The sequence below is a fragment of the Pseudomonas frederiksbergensis genome (assembly GCF_003732705.1).
Lineage (GTDB): Bacteria > Pseudomonadota > Gammaproteobacteria > Pseudomonadales > Pseudomonadaceae > Aquipseudomonas > Aquipseudomonas frederiksbergensis_F.
On sequence record NZ_MOBR01000001.1, the window covers coordinates 1 to 20,975 of the forward strand.

The window sequence follows — 20,975 nt, forward strand, 5'->3', positions numbered from 1 at the left end:
TGCCCGCGATGGCAATCTCACGGGCGCCATCGCGGGCAAGCCTTGCTCCTACGAAAAGCGGTTCCGGTGTTTGCCCCAAAACCGCTCTTGAGTCCGCCACCCAACCTGTCCATCATGCCTCCCCACCACTCATCGCCTTTCGAGTCTGCCGTGCCTGAAACTCCTGATGCTTCCTACGTTTTTTCCGAACAAGTCGGGCATTTGCTGCGCAAGGCCTATCAGCGGCACATGGCGATTTTTCAGCAGAACGTCGGTGATTCCCAACTCACCGCCGTGCAGTTCGTGACCCTGTGCGCCGTGCGCGATCACGGTCCCAGTTCCCTGACCGAACTGGTCAAGGCCACCGCCGTGGACCAGGCGACCATTCGTGGCATCGTCGAGCGGCTCAAGGCCCGGGAACTGATTACCCTCGAACCCGATCCGCAAGACCGGCGCAAAGTCATCGTCGGTTTGTCCGAAGCGGGCGATCGCCTGGTGCAGCAAACCGTGCCCTGCGCGGGGAAAATCACCGAACTGACCCTGAGCAACCTCAACCCGGCAGAACGGGTCGCCGTGCTGTTCCTGCTGCGCAAAATGATCGACGACCCGCAGGACTGATTAGCACAGAACCTGTGGGAGCGAGCCTGCTCGCGAAGGCGGTGGTTCAGTCAAATCAATCCGACTGACCCACCCCAAACCCTGTGGGAGCGAGCTTGCTCGCGAATGCGGTGAGTCAGTCAATAAAAATGCTGACTGGCACGACGCCTTCGCGAGCAAGCCCGCTCCCACAGGTTTTTTGCTTCTACAGTTTTTTGCGTCTGGCATCGTTTTTGCTCCTGTTTCATGTAGTAGCCACTTCACCAGTCGAGTGTGTCGCGTCGCCACAATCCAACATGGCCCGCGACGTTTTTTTCGACCTTTTGGTGTAGTAGCCACTTCATCAAACGAAGCAGGCGAAGCGAATGAGCAGCCAGGAAATCACCGTAGCGCTTGAGGTCAACGGCCTCGTCACCACCGTCACAGCCATGGCGGACACGCCGTTATTGCTGATTTTGCGCAATGACCTGCAACTCAACGGCCCCAAATACGGCTGCGGCCTGGGCGAGTGCGGGGCGTGCACGGTGATCATCGACGGCGTGGCGGCGCGCTCCTGCGTGTTTCCCCTGGCCGGCGCCGTGGATCGGCAGATCGTCACCCTCGAAGGCCTCGGCACCCGCGCCGAGCCGCACCTGGTGCAGCAAGCCTTTATCGACGAGCAAGCGGCGCAGTGCGGCTATTGCCTCAACGGCATGATCATGACCACCAAGGCCTTGCTCGACCGCATCCCGCACCCCAGCGAAACCCAGATCCGCAACGAACTCTCGGCCAACCTCTGCCGTTGCGGCACCCATATCGAAATCCTCCGCGCGGTGCTGCGTGCCGCCCGTCAAATGCCTTGAAGGTGGATCAATGACCATGACTGACTCCATCCCGCTTTCCATCCCGACCCGCGACCAACTGCTGGCCAAGACTGGCGTGCTGCTGATCGTCGACGACATCCTGCCGCCCTCCGGCCCGGTGGCGAAGGGCGGTACCCCGCTGATCAAACCCAAGGAGCTGGGGCTGTTCATTGCCATCAGCGATGACGGGCGCGTGTATGGGTTCAACGGGCACGTCGATCTCGGCACCGGCATTCGCACCTCGCTGGCGCAAATCGTCGCCGAAGAACTCGACCTGAACCTGGATCAGGTGTGCATGGTGCTCGGCGACACCGAGCGTGCGCCGAATCAGGGCGCGACGATTGCCAGTGCGACGTTGCAGATTTCTGCGATTCCGCTGCGCAATGCTGCCGCTGAAGCCCGGCGTTATCTGCTGGAAACGGCGGCGCAGCGTTGGTCGCTCGACGTCGGTGGCCTGAAAATCGAAGCCGGGGTCATTCGCACCGAAGATGGCCGCAGCGCAACCTACGCCGAACTGATCAGCGGCGAACACGTCGAACTGCGCATCTCCGGCACCGCACCGCTCAAACCTGCCGAAGATTACCGACTGGTGGGCAAGGGCGCCGCCCGGGTGGATATTCCGGCCAAAGCCACTGGCGAATTGACCTACGTCCACGACATGCGCGTGCCGGACATGCTCCACGGCCGGGTGATTCGCCCGCCCTATGCCGGGCTCGATTGCGGCGACTTTGTCGGCAACAGCCTGCTGGAAGTCGATGAATCGTCCATCGCGCATATCGCCGGGATCGTTGCTGTGGTGGTGATCCGCGATTTCGTCGGCGTGGTGGCGCTGCGCGAAGAGCAAGCGATCAAGGCGGCCCAGGCGTTGAAAATCACCTGGAAAACCTGGAATCAGGGGTTGCCGGATTTGACTGATGTCGAGCAGGCGATCCGCGACAACCCTCGGGTGCAACGGGTCGTTCTCGATCAAGGCAACGTCGACGAAGCCCTGGCCAACGCCAGTCAGCGCATGCCGCGCACTTACCTGTGGCCGTATCAGATGCACGGTTCCATCGGCCCGTCCTGTGGGGTGGCGGACTATCAGGCGTCCGGCAGTCGCGTGTGGTCCGGCAGCCAGAATCCGCACTTGCTGCGGGCCGATCTGGCCTGGCTGCTGGAGTGCGCGGAAGAATCCATCGAGATCATTCGCATGGAAGCCTCCGGCTGTTACGGGCGCAATTGCGCGGACGATGTGTGCGCCGATGCCTTGCTGTTGTCCCGCGCCGTGGGCAAACCGGTGCGGGTGCAATTGACCCGCGAGCAAGAGCATTTGTGGGAACCCAAAGGCACCGCGCAACTGATGGACGTCGACGGCGGTTTGAACGCCGATGGCAGCGTCGCCGCCTATGACTTTCAGACAAGCTACCCGTCCAACGGCGCGCCAACGTTGGCCTTGCTGTTGACCGGCCGGGTCGAGCCGGTGGCGGCGATGTTCGAAATGGGCGACCGCACGTCGATCCCACCGTATGACTTTGAAAACATGCGCGTGACCATCAACGACATGGCGCCAATTGTCCGCGCGTCGTGGATGCGTGGGGTTTCAGCGCTGCCCAACACCTTCGCCCACGAGTCGTACATCGATGAACTGGCCTTCGCGGCCGGCGTCGATCCGGTGGAATACCGGCTTCGTTATCTAAACGACGAACGCGCCATCGAGCTGGTGAAATCCACCGCCGAACGCGCCGCCTGGACCCCGCGCACCGCGCCGATGCAAACCCCGAACGACGATCAACTGCTGCGCGGTCGCGGCTTCGCCTATGCGCGCTACATCCACAGCAAGTTTCCCGGTTTCGGCGCGGCGTGGGCGGCGTGGGTCGCGGACGTGGCGATTGACCGCCAGACCGGCGATGTCTCGGTCACGCGGGTGGTGATCGGCCATGACTCGGGGATGATGATTAACCCGGCCGGCGTACAGCATCAGATTCACGGCAATGTCATCCAGTCCACCAGCCGCGTGCTCAAGGAACGGGTGACCTTCGAAGAATCGACGGTGGCGAGCAAGGAGTGGGGCGGTTATCCGATCCTGACTTTCCCGGAAGTGCCGCAGATCGACGTGCTGATGATGCCGCGTCAGGACCAGCCACCGATGGGCGCTGGTGAATCGGCTTCGGTGCCGAGCGCGGCGGCAATTGCCAATGCGATTTATGACGCCACCGGGATTCGTTTTCGCGAATTGCCGATCACTCCCGAGCGGGTCTTGGCCGCGCTGAATGCCGGCACTTGTGATGAACCGCCGAAGTCCCCGGCCAAGCGTTCCAAGTGGCTGTTCGGTTCGCTGTTTGCCGCATTCGGCGCGGTGCTCGGCATGGCGGCGACCGCGTGGCCATTTCACGGCGAAATCGCGCCGATTGCACCGCCGAGCGCCGGCACTTGGTCCACCGCCACCCTGGAACGTGGGCGATTGCTGGCGGCGGTCGGCGATTGCGCGGTGTGTCACACCGCGCCCGGCGGCGCGACCAATGCCGGTGGTTTGGCGATGCAGACACCGTTCGGCACGCTGTACAGCAGCAACATCACGCCCGACGTGAAAACCGGGATTGGCAGTTGGTCCTATCCGGCGTTCGAACGGGCGATGCGCGACGGCATTGGCCGCGATGGGCGCAATCTGTATCCGGCGTTTCCCTATACGGCGTTTCGCAATATCAACGACGCGGACATGCAGGCGTTGTACGCGTACCTGATGTCGCAAACCCCGGTCAGCCAAGCGGCGCAGGCCAACGACATGCGTTTCCCGTTCAACCTGCGGCCATTGATGGCGGGGTGGAATGCGTTGTTTCTGCGCAAGGGCGAAATCAGTGTCAAACCTGAACGCAGTGAGCAGTGGAATCGCGGCGCGTACCTGGTCAACGGTTTGGGCCACTGCGCGGCGTGCCATTCGCCGCGCAATTTGATGGGGGCGGAAAAGGGCGGTGCGTCGTTCCTCGCGGGCGGGATGGTCGATGGCTGGGAGGCGCCGGCGCTGAACGGTTTGTCCAAGTCGCCGACGACGTGGACTGAGGATCAACTGTTCGGGTACCTGAGCAGCGGTTATTCCGCCGAACACGGGGTGGCGACCGGGCCGATGGGGCCGGTGGTCACGGAACTGGCGAAGCTGCCCAAGGATGATATCCGGGCGATGGCGGTGTATCTGGCGTCACTCAATGGCGCGCAGGCTGAGGCGCAAGTGGTGGAGAAGGTCACGCGTCCAGCGCCTAGTTTGTCGCTGAGTAACGGCCAGCGCGTATTTGAAGGTTCGTGCAAGGCCTGTCATGCCGATGGCCTGGGGCCGAAGCTGTTTGGCGTGAGTCCGTCGCTGGCCACCAATACCAATGTGCACAGCGATCTGCCGGACAATCTGATCAAAGTCATTCTGCAAGGCATCGACACGCCAGCGACCAAGGATCTGGGGTACATGCCGGCATTCAAGGACAGTTTGTCGAATACGCAGGTGGCGGAATTGGCGGCGTATTTGCGCAACCGGTTTGCGGGGAATGCGCCGGGGTGGGAAGGGTTGGAATCGAAGGTGGCGTACCTGCGGGCGAATCCCGGCAGCCATTAAAAGCATCGCGTGTAGGAGCGAGGCTTGCCCGCGAAGGGGCCGGCCCTATCAACCGAGATCCTGCGGGGGCAATCTCATCACCCCCCGCACCACCAAATCCTGAATAAACCCCAACCAATCCTGCTGCTGCCCCTTGTCCGCCAAATCCTCCCCCAAAAACGAACTCAAGGTATGCCGGTTGGAGTTATAGAAATAACACAGCGAGGCAATCATCAAATACACATGCTTGATGTCCAGCACCTCACGAAACAACCCTTGTTCCTGGCCGGCCTCAATAATCGGCTTCAACACCCCAACCGCTTCCCCCGACAACCGCCGCAACTCGCTGGACTGCTGCGCATGCTTGCCGCCGTGGAGGTTTTCATTGCTCAGGATCGCCACGAATTCCGGGTGCTTGACGTAGTAATGCCAGACGAACGCCACCAGATCCTGCAACGCCACCAGCGGCTGGCTCAGGTCGAGCTTTAATCGGCTTTCGGCCTTGTTGAACTGCTCGTAGGTGTGTTCCAGCACGCAGATAAACAGCTGCTCCTTACTGCCGAAGTAGTAATAAAGCATGCGGTCGTTGGACTCGGCTTCCCGGGAGATACTCTCGACCCGCCCCCCGGAATAGCCGTCGCGGGTGAACACTTTCACCGCCGCTTCGAGGATCCGTGTGCGGGTCTGCTGGGCCTGGGCGGCCCGGATACCGGTTTTCTTGTTCAACGTGCGGTCAACCTTGTGCCAGACAGAGTCGCATCGAATGTAGCACGGTCCTTTCAGCGGTTCAGGCTTGGGGCCGATTCGCTGGCCGGCGGGTTTTCCATGACCTGCAGGATCGACGCTTCCGGGTCGAAATCATCCTCTTCCAGCTCCATGAATTCCTCGGGCAGGAACATGTTGAGGATGATCGCGCACAACGCACCCACGGTAATCGGCGATTCGAAGATGTTGTGCAGGGCCAGCGGCAACTCGCGCAACACTTGCGGCACGGCCGCGATCCCGAGGCCCATCCCCAGGGAAATCGACACGATCAACATGTTGCGTCGATGCAGGCCGGCTTCGGCGAGGATCTTGATTCCGGCCACCGCGACGGTGCCGAACATCACCAGCTCCGCGCCGCCGAGCACCGGTTTAGGCATCAGTTGCAGCACCGCGCCGATCATCGGGAACAACCCCAGCAGTACCAACAAACCGGCAATGAAGAACGCCACGTAGCGGCTGGCCACGCCGGTGAGTTGGATCACGCCGTTGTTCTGGGCGAAGGTCACCATTGGCATGCTGTTGAACACGGCGGCCATGGCCGAGTTGAGGCCGTCGGCGAGCAGGCCGGACTTGATCCGCCGAATGTAGATCGGGCCTTTGACCGGTTGTTTGGAAATCATCGAGTTGGCCGTCAGGTCGCCGGCGGCTTCCAGCGGTGACACCAGGAAAATCACCGCCACTGGCACAAACGCGACCCAATCGAAATTGAAACCGTACTTGAACGGCACCGGCACGCTCACCAACGGCACGGCAGGCAGGCTGGCAAAATTCACATCGCCCATCAGCCACGCAACGACGTAGCCGAGGGTCAGGCCAATCACAATCGCGCCGAGGCGCAGGAACGGCACATCGACCCGGTTCAGCACCACGATGGTCCCCAGTACCAGCGCCGCCAACGCCAGATGATGACTGGCGCCGAGATCGGCCACGCCGAAGCCGCCGGCAATGTCGGTCATCGCGACTTTGATCAGCGACAGGCCCATCAACGTGATGATGGTCCCGGTGACCACCGGAGTAATCAGCATCCGCAGCTTGCCGATGAACTGGCTCAGGACCACTTCGATAAACGCGGCGAAAAAACACACGCCGAAGATTGTCGACAGAATCTCATCGGTGCCGCCGCCCCGGGCCTTGACCATGAACCCGGCGCTGAGGATCACGCTGATAAAGGAAAAACTGGTGCCTTGCAGGCACAACAACCCGGAACCCACCGGCCCGAACCGCCGCGCCTGAACAAACGTGCCCAGGCCGGAAACGAACAGCGCCATGCTGATTAGGTAGGGGATTTCGCTTTGCAGACCCAGCGCGCCGCCCATGATCAGGGTCGGGGTGATGATGCCGACGAAACTGGCCAGCACATGTTGCAGGGCGGCGAAGACCGTGGCGGTCAGGTGCGGGCGGTCGTTGAGGCCGTAGATCAGGTCGGAGCGGGGCTGGGGTTTTGCGTGTTCGGATGGGGTCACGAGGAAAGCGCCAGGGGCCAGGTCAGAAAAAGGAGGCGCAGGATGCCAGAAAACCTGTCGACTTACACAAAACCCTGTGGGAGCGAGCCTGCTCGCGAAGGCGTCGTGTCAGTCACCCTACCGATCGTTCCCACGCTCTGCGTGGGAATGCCTCAAGGGACGCTCTGCGTTCCAATGGGACGCGGAGCGTCCCGGGCGGCATTCCCACGCGGAGCGTGGGAACGATCAGGTTAGGCAAACGCCGCCAGCAAATCCTCTTCAAACGCCTTCTGCGCATCCCCCGGCACTTGCGCCCGATGCCGCGCAAGGTGAAATCCCACATCAAAACTCATTTCCCCTACACGAACTGCCCGTAGCAACCCCTTGTCCTCCCAGCTCCGGGCAAAGTGATTCGGCAAATACCCGACATGTTTGCCAGACAGAATAAAGGCGAGGGTGCCTTCAACCTGTTCCGAACGCGCCGAACACAGATTCCCCTGAAACGGCTCGTCACTGCGCAGAAACCGATAAGGATGATCCACCCGGTCACAGGCCTGAAGCGCTTGATCATCCGGTGCGTCGTTGGCGAACAACGGATGCCCCTGCGCGCAATACAAATGCTGCGTCTCACTGAACAGCTCGCGGTAATCAAACGCACTTTGCACTTGTGAGAAATAGCCGATCGCCAGGTCCAGCCGTTGTTGCAGCATCAGCCGCTCCATTTCCCCGGGCATGGCGCTGATCAGTTCGATGCGCACCGACTCATCCCGCTCGCGAAAACGCCGGATCGCGTCCGCCACCCGTTGCAGCACCGATTGATCGAGTGCTTCAGACAACCCCAGGCGCACTTCGCCAATCAAACGCCCGGCCACGCCGTTGGATTGATGTCGGAAGGCTTCGATGGACTCGAACAGTCCGCGAATGGCGATCAGCAGTTGCTCACCCTTGGGCGTGACCCGGAAACCACCCTTGCCGCGACTGCATAGCCGATAACCGAGGCGGGTTTCCAGCTTGGCCATTTGCTGGCTGATGCTCGACTGGCTCAAACCCAATTCGCCTTGGGCCGCACTGAAACCGCCGCACTCGACCACGCTGACAAACAGGCGCAGCAGTTGCAGGTCCAGATCGTGGAGTTGACCGAGCATCACATTACTCCTGGATAAAGTCAGGTTAACAAACTTGATATTTTTCCAATGTATCCGAGGGCGCACGCTGCAACCACTCCAACTGGTCAGGTGTTTGTCATGGCTCCTCTCTTCAAGCTGTGTTTTCCCGCACTGTTACTCGCCATGGCCGTGTCCGCCCAGGCTGAGGAAAAAGTCGTCAACCTCTACAGTTGGGCCGATTACGTGGCCCCTGAAACCTTGCAGCGCTTCGAAAAGGAAACCGGCATTCACGTGCGTTACGACACGTTTGATTCGTCGGAAGTGCTGGAAACCAAATTGCTCACCGGCGGCAGTGGCTATGACGTGGTGGTGCCGTCCTCCAGCGTGTTGGCCCGTGGCCTGGCGGCCGGCGCATTGAAGGCCATTCCCCATGAGGGCCTCAAGGGCTACGCCAACCTTGACCCGGACTTGCTGGAAAAACTCGCGGCGGTGGATCCCGGCAACCGCTACGGCGTGCCCTATACCTGGGGCACGCTGGGCCTGGGGATGAATGTCGAAGCGGTGAAACAGCGTTTGCCGGACGTGCCGCTCAACAGCCTGGATTTGCTGTTCAAGCCTGAGTACGCCAGCAAACTGAAAGACTGCGGCATCGCCATTCTCGATTCGCCGCAAGAGGTGATCGGTCTGGCGCTGCATTACCTCGGTAAAGATCCCTACAGCACCGATCAGAAAGATCTGTCAGCCGCCGAAGCGCTGTTGCATCAGCTACAGCCGAATGTGTTGTACGTCGCCACCGGCCGGCAGATCAGCGACCTGGCCAACGGCAGCGTGTGCCTGGCCCTGACCTACAACGGTGACGCGAGCATGGCCGCCGATCAGGCGCGCAAGGCCAACAAGCCGTATGAAGTGGCGTACCGGATTCCCAAGGAAGGCACGCTGGTGTGGCAGGACAACCTCGCCATCCCCAAGGACGCGCCACACCCCGAAGCCGCTCGTGCCTTCATCGAATTCATGCTGCGCCCTGAATCCGTCGCCGCGCTGACCAACACCCTGTTTTTCGCCACCGCCAACTCCGCTGCCACTCCGCTGGTGGATGAAGCGGTGCGCACCGATCCGGATATCTACCCACTGGCCGACGTTCGCGATCGGTTGTACGCCGACCGCAGCATGAGCCTAAAGGACATGCGCCAGCGCACCCGCCTGTGGACCACTTTCCGTAGCCGCCAATAATAAGGAACTCACCATGGATGTCCCTGTGCAAAACGACCAGGCCATGACCCGCGACAGCCTCTACGGGACTGCCGCCGAAAGCACCTACGCCGGTATCACCAGTTTCATGCGCCGGCGCTACAGCCGCGATTTGCGCGGGGTCGATGTGGCGGTCAGCGGTGTACCGTTCGACACCGCCACCAGCAACCGTCCGGGTGCGCGTTTTGGGCCGCGGGGTATTCGTGCCGCGTCCACCGGGATCGCCTGGGAACGCCACTGGCCGTGGACTTTCGACCCGTTTGATCACTTGGCGGTGATTGATTACGGCGATTGCGACTTTGATTACGGCTCGCCGCACTCGATCCCGGAAAGCATCGAAGCCCACGCCGAGCACATCCTGAACGCCGGCAGCGCGATGCTCACGTTGGGTGGCGATCACTTCATTACCTATCCGCTGCTCAAGGCCCATGCCCGCAAACATGGAACGTTGTCGCTGATCCACTTCGACGCCCACAGCGACACCTGGCCGGACGAGGAGGGCAAGCGCGTCGATCACGGCACGATGTTCTGGCACGCGGCCAGGGAAGGGCTGGTGGATCCGTCGCGTTCGGTGCAGATCGGTTTGCGCACCACCAACGACGATCACATGGGTTTTCAAGTATTGGACGCACGGCAGGTGCATCGCCAGGGTTGCGAGGCGATTGTCGAGGCCATTCGGGCGCGGGTCGGCGATAACCCGGTGTACCTGACGTTTGATATTGATTGCCTGGACCCGGCGTTCGCCCCCGGCACCGGGACCCCGGTGTGCGGCGGTTTGAGCACGGTGCAGGCGCTGGAGATTCTTGGCGGCTTGCGCGGGATCAATCTGGTGGGGATGGATGTGGTGGAAGTGGCGCCGGCCTATGACAGTGCGGACATCACCTCACTGGCGGCGGCGACGTTGGCGATGGAAATGCTGTGCCTGTATGCGGCCAGACACAAAGTCGACAAGTAACAAAAAACCAATGTGGGAGCGAGCCTGCTCGCGAAAGCGGTGAATCAGCCAACATCCCTGTTGAATGTAAAACCGCATTCGCGAGCAGGCTCGCTCCCACAGGGATTGTGGAAATCCTGTAGGAGCGAGGCTTGCCCGCGAAGCTTTTTCAGGCCACCGGAATCTTCGGCAAATCCAGCGTCTCAACCCCGGTATACCGCGCCGCCGACCCGGCGATCATCGCGTGTGGCACGCCCGGTTCCACAGCGCTGGAGCCATCCAGCCGCGCCAATTGCTCATCACTCAAATGCACATTCAGCGCGCCCAGCGTTGCGTCCAGTTGCTCACGGGTCCGTGATCCCAGAATCGGAATCAGTGCCGTGGTCGAACGCTTGGCTTTCTCACGCAACCAGGCAATCGCCACGTGAGTCGGGGTCGATTCCAGTTCCGCCGCCACCGCCAGCAAGGTGTCGAGCAGGGCGGTTTCCCGGGCGCTTTTCTCGGCGTGGATCAACATGCCGAGTTTGGCCGCGCGGTTGTTATCGTCACCGGTGCGGTATTTGCCGGTCAGAAAGCCACCGCCCAGCGGTGACCATAAGGTTGCGGCCAGGCCAAGGGCTTCGGCCATCGGCAGCAATTCACGTTCAGCGGTGCGCTCGGCCAGGCTGTATTCGGTCTGGATCGCGGCAATCGGGGAGAATCCGCGCACTTCGGCCAATACGTCAGCGCGAGCGATGCGCCAGGCCGGGAAGTTCGACAGCCCGGCGTAGTGAATCTTGCCGGCGCGCACCAGATCATCGAAGCCACGCAGGATTTCTTCCATCGGCGTGACGCCATCGGTGATGTGCGCCCAGAACAGATCGATGTGATCGGTTTTAAGCCGTTTCAGGCTCTCTTCCACGGAGCGGACCATGTTCTTGCGGTTGTTGCCGGTGAAGGAAATATTGGCAACTCGATCAGTCCCCATCGTGAATTTGGTGGCGATGACCAGGCGATCCCGTTCTGCGGCGATGAACTCGCTGAGCATGACCTCGGACTGGCCATTCTGATAACCGTTGGCGGTGTCGATGAAATTGCCGCCGGCTTCCAGGTAACCGTCGAAAATCCGCTTGGCTTCATCGCGCTCCGCGCCGTGGCCCCAACCGGTGCCGAAGTTGCCACCGCCTAACGCCAGTTCCGAAACCCGCAGGCCGGTTTTGCGGCCGAAGACTTTGTAATGCATGGGATGACTCCTGAAGAAAGACGTGAGGGTTGGGTTTAAATGTTCAGCAACATGTATTTAATATGATGCGAGTAATATCCAACGTCAATATGCTTTTCCAAGGGGCGACCATTGGGCGTTTCACTCCTGCCAGTTTCTGACACCAGCCTTTGCTAAGCTGCGACAACTTTTCCGCACTGGGTGCCGATCGTGTCGCGAACCACTCGTTTACTGACCTTGCTGCAAGTGCTGCGGGGTAAGAGCCGTCCGGCGACCGCCGCGACCCTGGCCAGCGAACTGGAGATTTCCGAACGCACGCTCTATCGCGACATCGCCGAACTCACGGCCCTTGGCGCGCCGATCTACGGCGAGGCCGGGATCGGCTACGTGTTGCGTAGCGGCCTGTTCCTGCCGCCATTGATGCTCAACGCCGACGAAACCGAAGCCATCGTGCTGGGTTTGCGTTATGTCGATCAGCGCGGAGACGAGGTGTTGAGCAAAGCGGCGGCGGATGCGCTGGCCAAGATTGCTGCGGTGTTGGCGCCCGAGGCACTGGACGCGTTGCACAACCCCACCGTCTTGCCCGGCCCGCCCGGTTTCGGCTTTGCGCAAAACGCCGTGCCCTTGAATGTATTTCGCCAGGCGATTCGCGATCAGGCTAAGTTGCACATCGATTACGCCGATGCCAATCAAGTGCCGACTCAACGCCTGATCTGGCCGTTGGCCCTGGGGTTTCTCAACGAGGTGCGGATCATCGTCGCCTGGTGCGAATTGCGCAGCGCCTACCGGACCTTTCGCACCGACCGGATATCCGCCGCGAGCGAGCAGGGCGAACGTTATCCGGGTCGTCGCAGTGACTTGCTGCGCACCTGGCGCAAGCAGATGCAACTGGACGAGGCCGGGCGATTCACTCCTGACAAGAACTGACACAGCAGTGCTTTAGCATGGCTCCAGAATCAAACAACAAGGAGCCTTCACCATGTCTAACCCAGCCTCTTCACTGGCACCAGCCATCGCCGATTACATCGCCGCCGCCAATGCCCGTGACACCTCGCGGGTCGCCAGTTTTTTTGCTGAAGATGCCAACGTCTTCGATGAAGGCGAACATCAGATCGGCACCCAGGCCATCGCCCAATGGATGCAAGACACCGCGCAACGCTACCAGCCTCGGGTCGAAGTGCTTGACGTGCAGCTGCGTACCGGCAAGGTGCTGGTCCACAATCTGATCTCCGGGACCTTTCCCGGTAGCCCACTGGAACTGCGCTACACCTTTCGCCTGAATGAACAGGGCAAGATTGCCCGGCTCGACATCTCCCTCTAACACCACAATCTCCCCTGTGGGAGCGAGCCTGCTCGCGAAGGCGTTCTGTCAGCCAGCATATTCAGTAACTGACACACCGCTTTCGCGAGCAGGCTCGCTCCCACAAGGGATCACAGTGTTTTAAATGAGTTATTGACTGGCATACTGCTCAGCTTCAAACCTGAAGCGCGGCCCTATGACTTTCGATTCCCCGTTAAGCGCGTGGCAATACGCCGTCGAACACAAGGGCTTCGTCCAGGACGAGGCCCAGGAACATGCTGTCTGGGCCCTGCAAAAGTGCCACGAAGCCTTGCACGAAGGGCGCAAGTCGATCACCGGTGTTTACCTCTGGGGCCCGGTGGGTCGGGGCAAGACCTGGTTAATGGATCAGTTCTACGAAAGCCTGCGGGTGCCGGCCCGGCGCCAGCATTTCCACCATTTCATGGGGTGGGTGCACCAGCGTTCGTTTCAATTGACGGGCACCGCTGACCCGCTCAAAGCTCTGGCCCGTGAGTTGGCCCAGGAAGTCCGGGTGTTGTGTTTCGATGAACTGTTCGTCAACGACATCGGCGACGCGATCATTCTCGGCCGTTTGTTCCAGGTGATGTTCGAGGAAGGCGTGGTGGTGGTCAGTACCTCCAACCAGCCGCCGGATCAGCTGTATGCCGATGGTTTCAATCGCGACCGTTTTACCCCGGCCATCGAGGCGATCAAGCAGCACATGCAGGTGATCGCAGTGGATGGCGGCGAAGACCATCGCTTGCACCCCGGCACGGCGTTGCAGCGTTATTGGGTGGGGGCACTCGATCAGCCCAGCGGATTGGCCGACGCGTTCAAGGCCCTGACCGCTGGCCAGTCGGTGTCCGCTGATCCGATTCAGGTCGGCTACCGCAGCGTCCATGTGGTGCAGGCCAGCGCCACGGTGCTTTGGTGTCGCTACGCCGATCTCTGTGAGCAGCCTTTTGCCGCCATGGACTTCATGGCCCTGTGCGACACCTACAGCGCTATTCTGATGAGCGAAGTGCCCAACCTCAGCGCGCAAAAACGCGCAGGGCGCATCGCCCGGGGCACTGAAGACGGCGTGGAACGGGTTGTGGCCGGTGACCGCGAGTTGCCCCAGTTGTCGGTGCATGACGACGGCGTGCGCCGCTTCATTGCGCTGGTGGACGAGTGCTACGACCGCAAGGTGCCGCTGTACCTCGAAGCCCAGGTGCCGATGGATGCCTTGTACACCGAGGGTTACCTGGAATTCCCGTTCCGCCGCACCCTCAGTCGCTTGCAGGAAATGCAGCTGCAACGCTTTGCCGACACTTGAGCATCAGGAGGAACGACGATGAATCAGCCTCTGTCTCACCATTTGCTGACCATGGCCTACCAGAACGCCTGGGCCAACCACCGACTGGCCAAGGCCTGGGGTCAATTGAGCGCGTCGGAACTGACCGCGACGCGGGTCAGTTTTTTCCCGAGCCTTTGTGCGACCCTCAACCACATCCTGACCTGTGACTGGTTTTATGTGGATGCCCTGGAGCGCGAGTTGCGCGGTGATGTGCCGCATCCTGATTGCTATGTGTTTTTCAAGGATGAACAACCCTTCACCGACGCTGGGGACCTCAAGCACGAACAGGCCAGCGTTGACCGACGGTTGATCGCTTATTGCGAACAATTGCGTGACGCCGACCTCGGGCGTCTGGTGACCATCGCCCGTGACACGCCACAGCACGACAGTCGGTTGCGCATGCTTTCCCATTTGTTCGAACACCAGATCCATCATCGCGGACAGGTTCACGGCATGCTCAGTGGCACTACCGTTAAACCGCCGCAACTGGACGAGTTTTTTTGCGCCGGGGAGGCGGGGTTGCGGGCCGGGGATTTTGCTGAGTTGGGTTGGACTGAAGAGTTGATTTGGGGGCACTAAGAGCCAGCGATCTTTTGATCTTGATCCACTCCAGCCCCCGCGCTAATGTCCGCAGCCAATTTGATGTTGTGTTCGAGGGTGGAAATGGAATCCGCAGAAATACTTGTGCTTCAAGCCAGCTACACCAACCCGGTGCATGCCGAGGCCATTTGTCTGGTGTTGAATCACTACGCTGAAGACCCGATGGGTGGCGGCGAATCGCTGCCCGCCGACGTGCTGCAGCAACTGCCGGCGGAGCTGGCCAAGCGTTCATTTGCGTTCAGCGTTTTGGCGTTCGTCGGCGGCGAGCCGGCGGGGCTGGTCAATTGCTTTGAAGGCTTTTCGACCTTCGCCTGCCGCCCGTTGGTCAACGTGCACGATGTGGCGGTGGTGGCGAAGTTCCGCGGCCTGGGGTTGAGCCAGAAGATGCTGCAAAAGGTCGAAGACATCGCCCGCCAGCGCGGTTGCTGCAAAATCACCCTCGAAGTCCTGGAAGGCAATGACATCGCCCAGGCGTCCTATGCCAAGTTCGGCTTTGCCGCCGGCATGTTTGACCCGGCCCATGGCCGCATGCAGTTCTGGATCAAGGCGCTGTAAATCCCGGGCATAAAAAAGGGCGTCCATCAGGACGCCCAAGGTGTCAGCTCTGACGGCGGAGCAGGGGCCGTCAGAGGTTCATGGTTCAGGGTTTGTAATATTCGGTCACTTGCGCGGTTTGATCGTCCGGGACCCGGAGTTCACCGCTTGGTCGCTGATCGGTCTGGCTTTGCGCCGTGTGGACCGGAAAGTTGTCCCAGTGATGCTTCATCCGCTCTGCGCCGCCTTCGGCAAATGCGCTGGCGGAACCGACAAGAAGCAGGCCGGCGAAGATCAGGTTGACTGGTTTCATGGTGTATCTCCCACTAAGAATGACGGGGGCCTTTCATCCGTGATTCAAGGGCGTGGGCGCAGTATCGGCAGACCCAATTAAGTCTGAATTAACCGAGATCAAAATGTGGGAGCGGGCTTGCTCGCGAAGGCGGTGTGTCAGGCAATATCTATGCTGAATGTCACACCGCTTTCGCGAGCAAGCCCGCTCCCACAGTGGATCTGTGGTGTACCGGGTATTGCGTTCGACGCAGATCCCTGTGGGAGCGAGCTTGCTCGCGAAAGCGGTGTGTCAGGCACCATCCATGGAGAATGGGACATAGCCTTCGCGAGCAAGCTCGCTCCCACGGTAGATTGCGCGCAAGCCTCAGAGTTTCCAGTCCAGGCTCAGCGTCACGGTCCGTGGGTCGCCCCAGAACACGCCGTTATAAAAACCGACGTTGTCGTAATACTTTTTATCGAACAGGTTATCGACGTTCAACGAGGCCGACAGGTGCCGGTCGAACTCATAGCGCGACATCAATTTGACTACGGTGTAGGCCTCCTGGCGGATCTTCGCGCTCTCGGTGATCAAGTCGCCCTGGGCGTCCCGACCGACCGGGCGTTCGGATTTGCCCCAGATATCGCTTTGCCAGTTCACTGCGCCGCCCACCGTCAACCCATGCCATTCACCAGGCAGGCGATAGGCCGTGGACAGGCGCAACAGGTTCAACGGTTCCGCCGTGTTGGCCCGCTGTTTGTCGCCGTTGGCCGCGTGGGTGTAGGTGTAACCGGCGGTCATGTTCCAGTCGGTCATGACTTCACCGGAGACTTCGACTTCGAAGCCCTGGACCTTCTGCCCCTTGCCCCCGGATTTATAGAACTGCTCACTCGTCAACGGGTCCTGTGGGACCGAGTCGTCCAGTTCGGCGACGTTATCCTGCTTGCTCCAGAACAACGCCGTGGCGACGTTCAGGCGTTCGTCCAAGAGGCTGCCCTTGAGGCCGAGTTCATAGTTGCTGCCGACCACCGGTTCCAGGTATTGGCGATTGGCATCGCGATTGTCCTGGGGTTTGAAAATGTCGGTATAGCTGGCGTAGACGGTGTACTCGGGCGTGAGGTCGTATAGCAGTCCGGCGTAGGGCGTCCAGATATCGCTTTGTTGCTGGCTGGTGGTTTCGACGCCGGTCAGTTGCAGGTTTTTATCGTAACGGTTGCTTATTTTCGAGGCTTTCCAGCTGCCGTAGCGGCTGCCGAGTACTGCGTGAAAGCGGTCGCTCAGGTTCAGGCGCGTGGCCAGGTAACCGGCCTTCTGGCGGGTGCTATCCGAAGCGCCCGTGAGGCCGGTGACCGTGTCGGGAAACTTGGCGATGCCGCCCATGTATTTCCAGTCGGGGATGTTGCCGTAGCCCGCAGGGACGGCCCCGCCCACGGTGTAGGGCGACTCGGCGCTGCGCTCGGCTTCGCCATAGCCGAACATCAGTTCGTGCTCGCGGCCCAACAACGCGTAAGGTCCGGCCACGTTGATGTCATAGGTTTTCATTTTCTGTGTGCCGAGCATGTGACCACGGTAGGCACTCATGCCGCTGCGATCCTCGTTCGGGAAGCCACCGCCGCCGTAGTAAACCTTGCCGTCGGTATCGCTCTCGCGGTGGGTGTAGGCCGCCTTCAGATGCCAGCCGCCGCCCAATTGCTGGTCGAGGTTGGCGAAGGCGGTCTTGTCCTTCAGCGGCCAGGAACTCCACGACGTCGTCATGTGGGTGGAACGGCCCAGGTCGGCCTTGCCGCCGGACGAATTCCAATAGGGCACCGTGCCCCAGGATGTGCCCTGGACCTGTTTGTCCTGGTAGTCGTAACCCACCGCCAGCAGCGTGTCGTCGGTGAGATCGGCCTCCAGCACTCCGTAGCCGACTTCCCGTTGCAATTGGTAATGGTCGCGAAACGACTGGCTGTCGCGATAGGCCAGCACGCTGCGCCCGCGCAAACGTCCGTCGAACGCCAGCGGGCCACCGACATCCATGTAACTGTAGTAATCGTCATAGCTGCCGCCACTGACGCCGGTCTGGGCCTGCCATTGCGCCGTCGGGCGTTTGCGCACCATGTTGATGGTGGCCGACGGGTCGCCCGCGCCGGTGGTCAACCCGGTGGCGCCGCGAACCACTTCGATGCGGTCGTAGATGATGGTGTCGGCGTCGGACTTCATGCGGCCGAAGGTGTTGAGCATCCCGTCAATCTGGAAGTTGTTGATCTCGTAGCCACGGGACGAATAGCTCACCCGATCCGAGTCATTGTGCTGGACCACCACGCCGGTGGTCTGGCTCATGGCTTCGGAGAGGGTGCCGAGCTTGAAGTCGTCCATTTGCTGGCGGGTGATCACGGACACTGACTGGGGTGTTTGCTTGATCGACAGGTTCAGCCGCGTGGCGGTGCTCATGGCGCCGGTGGTGTAGGACTCGGTGTGTTCGGTGGTGCTGCCCAATCCTTCGGCGGTCACGCGGGTGCTGGCGAGTTCCAGGGCGTTGGCGGCAGGGTCCTTGTCGGGTTCGGTTTCTGCCAGCAAATCCGGGCTCAGGGCTGCACTGCACAGCCCAAGGGTCAAGGTCATGGAACGGGTGATAGGCGCGAACATCGCAGCCGACTCCTTGTCTTCGAGGGAAAAATTCCGTTTGCTCAAAGACGAAGGGGAGAGGGGGGATTTAGCTTTAAACGAGAATAATTGTCATCTATGGATGTTTCAACGCGCAAAAAAAATGTGGGAGCGAGCCTGCTCGCGAAGAGGTTGGCAGCTTCAACATCAATGTTGAATGTACTGGCACCTTCGCGAGCAGGCTCGCTCCCACATGGGGTATTGCGGTGTTACTGCTTGACGACCGATGGCACTTCCGTCACGGCGGCTTTGGGTTTCATCAGGCTGAAGTCGATCAGCGGGCGTTGCTCACGCTCGTAAGGGTTGCCGATCAACAACGGGCGCGGCTTGAAGCTGTCACTCACCAGGCTCTTGCTGCGGTCCAGTTCATCGAAGCTCAGGCCCGCGAGGTCGGCCCAGGTGTGGATCAACTGCGAGCTGCTGTAAGGGCGGCTCAGGTCGGCGGCAAAACTCCAGTCGTGGGTGTCGCGCCATTTCGGCGAGGCCCAGGCCATGAACGGAATGGTGTACATCGGCGCCGTCGGTTTGTTCTCGTTACGCCCCAGGGTGTTGTGGCCAGGAGAGTCGAACACGTCTTCGCCGTGGTCGGAGAGGTACAGCAGGAAACCGTTCGGATCGACCTTTGCGTAATCCTTGATCAGGCTCGACACCACGAAGTCGTTGTACAGCACCGCGTTGTCGTAGCTGTTGTAGGTCGGCACTTCGTCGTCGCGCACGCCGGCCGGAACCCCGGTGCGGTCCTTGAACTTGTCGAAGGTCGGCGGGTAACGGTACTGGTAGCTCATGTGCGTACCGAGCAAATGCACAACGATCAGCTTGTGCGCCGCCGGATCACTCAGGGCCTTGTTGAACGGCTCGATCACGTCGCCATCGTACTGGGCGGCGTTCTGGTTGCGGTTGTTGTTCAGGTACACCTGCTCGTCAGCCTGTTCAGAGAACGTGGTGAGCATGGTGTTGCGCTTGGTCATGGTCTGCTGGTTGGTGATCCAGAAGGTCTTGTAGCCCGCCTGTTTCATCATGCTGACCAGCGACGGGGTCGTCAGGTACAGGTCCGGGTTCTCTTCGTCGGCGAAGGTCAGCACCTGTTGCAACGCCTCGATGGTGTAGGGGCGCGGGGTGATGACGTTATTGAAGACCGCCAGTTGATCCTTGAGCTTGTCCAGTTCCGGGGTGGTTTGGCGGTTGTAGCCGTACAGGCTCATGCGCTGACGGTTGGTGGACTCGCCGATCACCAGCACCAGGGTCGAAGGCTGGTCGGCCATGGTGTTCTTGAGGTTTTTCAGCGGCGCGATCTTGCTCGCACTGTCGAGCATGTCTTGCATGCCAGCCAGGGTGTCGAGGTAACGGTGATACGCCACGGCCATCTGCCACGGCACTGCCGGCTCGATCCGGGTTTCGAACTTCTCGAAACCGCCGGCGAAACTGCCGGTACGGGCGGTTTGCTTGATCAGCGGGTAACCGACCACCGCGATCAGGATGGCGGTCGCAGCCACCAGCGCACGTCCGCGGGGCATGTACACCGGACGCAAACGCGTCCACAGGAAGTAGGCGAACGCCGTGTGAGCGAGGAACGCCAGCACCATCCACCAGGCAAAGTACTGGGTCATGTACTCGCCAGCTTCAGAGACGTTCGACTCGAACATGATGAAGATGACGCTCTGGGAAAACTCCTGCTGATAGATGAAGAAGTAACCCAGGCTGGCCATCGAGCAGGCCCACAGCACGACGCCGATCAGCGCAGCCAGCAGACGGGTGCGCTTGGGGAACAACAGCATTGGCGCCAGCCACACGGCACTCATCACAAAGGCTTGGCGAAACCCGCTGAAACCGGATGTGCCGGTCAACTGGATTAGCAGCTGGGTAATGCCGGAGAAGTACCAGAAGAAGACAAATAGCCAGATCAACCCGGCCCAATCGAAACCTGTCGCAGACGGTTTGCTGCGTTTGAACAAAGCCATTAAGTACGTACTCCCACCGGCGTCATGGATTCACCGGCGTCATCAAACGAACCTATGAGAAAACGCTGCACGAGAACCGAACAGCCACAAGGATCGGGAGTATCGCTAGACGAATGTGAAAACTTTGTGAGTTTCGTTCAGGAGCGCGACAGGAAGCTTTGGCACGAATGGCTTTTCATTGTGGGAGCGGGTTTTGTGGCGAGGGGACTTGCCCCCGTTGGACTGCGCAGCAGTCTCTTTCTTTTTTGGGGGGGGCTTGGGAAAAGCGGGGGGCGCTTCGCACCCCAACGGGGGCAAGCCCCCTCGCCACAGCAAGCCCCCTCACCACAAAAAAGCTCGTTTGCAGGGGCTTGAAGAGATCCGGGAGGAATCAGGCGCTTAGTGAGGGCATCGGTTGCCCCGACAGCTGAGCCTGTTGCTGCAACAATTGCCGGAGCTGGGCCACCTGGGTCTTCAAGGTGTCACGCTCGTCTTTCAATTGGCGCAGTTCATCACGACGAATCGTGACGTAGAGAGTTTGTGGGGGACGTGCGGTAACGATTGTGTCCATTGCTCACCTCGCAAATGGCCTGCATCAACTGTGATTGTGTCGTTCTTTCAAGCGACACCTTCACTATCGGCGCCGATTTTGATTTCTTTTGCCCCTGAAGGGAACTTTTT

Annotated in this window: 18 protein-coding genes; 10 read left to right on the forward strand and 8 right to left on the reverse strand. The window is 60.4% G+C overall.

Features of this window, described 5'->3' with window-relative positions; all coding sequences use genetic code 11:
• Positions 1-114: 114 nt before the first annotated feature.
• From BK667_RS00005 to BK667_RS00020, 3 genes are all read left to right on the forward strand, one after another.
• On the forward strand, positions 115-597 hold the full coding sequence (locus BK667_RS00005) for a MarR family winged helix-turn-helix transcriptional regulator (RefSeq protein WP_123410416.1): 483 nt from the start codon (positions 115-117) through the stop codon (positions 595-597).
• 344 nt (positions 598-941) lie between these two features.
• Positions 942-1,418, forward strand: a complete 477-nt coding sequence (locus BK667_RS00015; protein WP_123509602.1) for a (2Fe-2S)-binding protein — start codon at positions 942-944, stop codon at positions 1,416-1,418.
• A 10-nt stretch (positions 1,419-1,428) separates the two neighbouring features.
• The gene (locus BK667_RS00020; protein WP_375539161.1) at positions 1,429-4,995 is read left to right on the forward strand and encodes a molybdopterin cofactor-binding domain-containing protein; all 3,567 of its coding nucleotides are present in this window, start codon (positions 1,429-1,431) and stop codon (positions 4,993-4,995) included.
• Between the two features lie 48 nt (positions 4,996-5,043).
• Here the strand turns inward: BK667_RS00020 and BK667_RS00025 are convergent, their stop codons facing one another.
• The 3 genes from BK667_RS00025 to BK667_RS00035 all read right to left on the reverse strand — a co-directional run bounded on the left by BK667_RS00025 (position 5,044) and on the right by BK667_RS00035 (position 8,326).
• Positions 5,044-5,700 (reverse strand): TetR/AcrR family transcriptional regulator, encoded by a 657-nt coding sequence (locus tag BK667_RS00025; RefSeq protein WP_123596442.1) that lies wholly within the window; start codon positions 5,698-5,700, stop codon positions 5,044-5,046.
• Positions 5,701-5,753: 53 nt separating this feature from the next.
• On the reverse strand, positions 5,754-7,202 hold the full coding sequence (locus tag BK667_RS00030; protein ID WP_123509600.1) for a nucleobase:cation symporter-2 family protein: 1,449 nt from the start codon (positions 7,200-7,202) through the stop codon (positions 5,754-5,756).
• Between the two features lie 230 nt (positions 7,203-7,432).
• The gene (locus BK667_RS00035) at positions 7,433-8,326 is read right to left on the reverse strand and encodes a LysR family transcriptional regulator (RefSeq protein ID WP_123596443.1); all 894 of its coding nucleotides are present in this window, start codon (positions 8,324-8,326) and stop codon (positions 7,433-7,435) included.
• A gap of 99 nt (positions 8,327-8,425) precedes the next feature.
• On the opposite strand from BK667_RS00035, the gene BK667_RS00040 reads away from it, so the two are divergent.
• Positions 8,426-9,517: a polyamine ABC transporter substrate-binding protein gene (locus BK667_RS00040; RefSeq protein ID WP_123596444.1), complete on the forward strand. Its 1,092-nt coding sequence runs from the start codon at positions 8,426-8,428 to the stop codon at positions 9,515-9,517.
• 13 nt (positions 9,518-9,530) lie between these two features.
• On the forward strand, positions 9,531-10,490 hold the full coding sequence (gene speB, locus BK667_RS00045) for an agmatinase (protein WP_123596445.1): 960 nt from the start codon (positions 9,531-9,533) through the stop codon (positions 10,488-10,490).
• 148 nt (positions 10,491-10,638) lie between these two features.
• On the opposite strand, the gene BK667_RS00050 is transcribed toward speB, so the two are convergent.
• Complete coding sequence (locus BK667_RS00050; protein ID WP_123596446.1) at positions 10,639-11,691, reverse strand: aldo/keto reductase; 1,053 nt, start codon at positions 11,689-11,691, stop codon at positions 10,639-10,641.
• A gap of 189 nt (positions 11,692-11,880) precedes the next feature.
• Between BK667_RS00050 and BK667_RS00055 the strand changes: the two genes are divergently transcribed.
• The 5 genes from BK667_RS00055 to BK667_RS00075 all read left to right on the forward strand — a co-directional run bounded on the left by BK667_RS00055 (position 11,881) and on the right by BK667_RS00075 (position 15,461).
• Positions 11,881-12,597, forward strand: coding sequence for a helix-turn-helix transcriptional regulator (locus BK667_RS00055; RefSeq protein WP_123596447.1), 717 nt, complete (start codon positions 11,881-11,883; stop codon positions 12,595-12,597).
• 52 nt (positions 12,598-12,649) lie between these two features.
• On the forward strand, positions 12,650-12,991 hold the full coding sequence (locus BK667_RS00060) for a nuclear transport factor 2 family protein (protein ID WP_123509594.1): 342 nt from the start codon (positions 12,650-12,652) through the stop codon (positions 12,989-12,991).
• Between the two features lie 175 nt (positions 12,992-13,166).
• Positions 13,167-14,285, forward strand: a complete 1,119-nt coding sequence (zapE, locus tag BK667_RS00065; RefSeq protein ID WP_123509593.1) for a cell division protein ZapE — start codon at positions 13,167-13,169, stop codon at positions 14,283-14,285.
• An 18-nt stretch (positions 14,286-14,303) separates the two neighbouring features.
• Entirely contained in the window at positions 14,304-14,885 is a 582-nt protein-coding gene (locus tag BK667_RS00070; protein ID WP_123596448.1) for a DinB family protein, read from the forward strand.
• 84 nt (positions 14,886-14,969) lie between these two features.
• A complete protein-coding gene (locus tag BK667_RS00075) occupies positions 14,970-15,461 on the forward strand; it encodes a GNAT family N-acetyltransferase (protein WP_123509591.1) in 492 nt (163 codons plus the stop codon).
• Between the two features lie 85 nt (positions 15,462-15,546).
• Here BK667_RS00075 and BK667_RS00080 read toward each other — a convergent pair whose 3' ends face one another.
• From BK667_RS00080 to BK667_RS00115, 4 genes are all read right to left on the reverse strand, one after another.
• Positions 15,547-15,753 carry a hypothetical protein gene (locus tag BK667_RS00080; RefSeq protein WP_123596449.1) on the reverse strand — a complete coding sequence of 69 codons (207 nt, stop codon included), beginning with the start codon at positions 15,751-15,753 and terminating at the stop codon, positions 15,547-15,549.
• Between the two features lie 345 nt (positions 15,754-16,098).
• The gene (locus tag BK667_RS00095; protein ID WP_123596450.1) at positions 16,099-18,339 is read right to left on the reverse strand and encodes a TonB-dependent siderophore receptor; all 2,241 of its coding nucleotides are present in this window, start codon (positions 18,337-18,339) and stop codon (positions 16,099-16,101) included.
• Positions 18,340-18,566: 227 nt separating this feature from the next.
• Positions 18,567-20,315, reverse strand: a complete 1,749-nt coding sequence (locus BK667_RS00105; protein ID WP_123596452.1) for a phosphoethanolamine transferase CptA — start codon at positions 20,313-20,315, stop codon at positions 18,567-18,569.
• A 370-nt stretch (positions 20,316-20,685) separates the two neighbouring features.
• Positions 20,686-20,865, reverse strand: coding sequence for a DUF6026 family protein (locus tag BK667_RS00115; RefSeq protein WP_054614859.1), 180 nt, complete (start codon positions 20,863-20,865; stop codon positions 20,686-20,688).
• Positions 20,866-20,975: the final 110 nt, after the last annotated feature.

Excerpts from the sequence above, each read along its gene's own strand:
- BK667_RS00005 (WP_123410416.1), top strand. The coding sequence starts at position 115 with ATGCCTCCCCACCACTCATCGCCTTTCGAGTCTGCCGTGCCTGAAACT.
- BK667_RS00015 (WP_123509602.1), top strand. The coding sequence starts at position 942 with ATGAGCAGCCAGGAAATCACCGTAGCGCTTGAGGTCAACGGCCTCGTC.
- BK667_RS00020 (WP_375539161.1), top strand. The coding sequence starts at position 1,429 with ATGACCATGACTGACTCCATCCCGCTTTCCATCCCGACCCGCGACCAA.
- BK667_RS00035 (WP_123596443.1), bottom strand. The coding sequence starts at position 8,326 with ATGCTCGGTCAACTCCACGATCTGGACCTGCAACTGCTGCGCCTGTTT.
- BK667_RS00040 (WP_123596444.1), top strand. The coding sequence starts at position 8,426 with ATGGCTCCTCTCTTCAAGCTGTGTTTTCCCGCACTGTTACTCGCCATG.
- speB (WP_123596445.1), top strand. The coding sequence starts at position 9,531 with ATGGATGTCCCTGTGCAAAACGACCAGGCCATGACCCGCGACAGCCTC.
- BK667_RS00050 (WP_123596446.1), bottom strand. The coding sequence starts at position 11,691 with ATGCATTACAAAGTCTTCGGCCGCAAAACCGGCCTGCGGGTTTCGGAA.
- BK667_RS00060 (WP_123509594.1), top strand. The coding sequence starts at position 12,650 with ATGTCTAACCCAGCCTCTTCACTGGCACCAGCCATCGCCGATTACATC.
- zapE (WP_123509593.1), top strand. The coding sequence starts at position 13,167 with ATGACTTTCGATTCCCCGTTAAGCGCGTGGCAATACGCCGTCGAACAC.
- BK667_RS00070 (WP_123596448.1), top strand. The coding sequence starts at position 14,304 with ATGAATCAGCCTCTGTCTCACCATTTGCTGACCATGGCCTACCAGAAC.
- BK667_RS00075 (WP_123509591.1), top strand. The coding sequence starts at position 14,970 with ATGGAATCCGCAGAAATACTTGTGCTTCAAGCCAGCTACACCAACCCG.
- BK667_RS00080 (WP_123596449.1), bottom strand. The coding sequence starts at position 15,753 with ATGAAACCAGTCAACCTGATCTTCGCCGGCCTGCTTCTTGTCGGTTCC.
- BK667_RS00095 (WP_123596450.1), bottom strand. The coding sequence starts at position 18,339 with ATGTTCGCGCCTATCACCCGTTCCATGACCTTGACCCTTGGGCTGTGC.
- BK667_RS00105 (WP_123596452.1), bottom strand. The coding sequence starts at position 20,315 with ATGGCTTTGTTCAAACGCAGCAAACCGTCTGCGACAGGTTTCGATTGG.
- BK667_RS00115 (WP_054614859.1), bottom strand. The coding sequence starts at position 20,865 with ATGGACACAATCGTTACCGCACGTCCCCCACAAACTCTCTACGTCACG.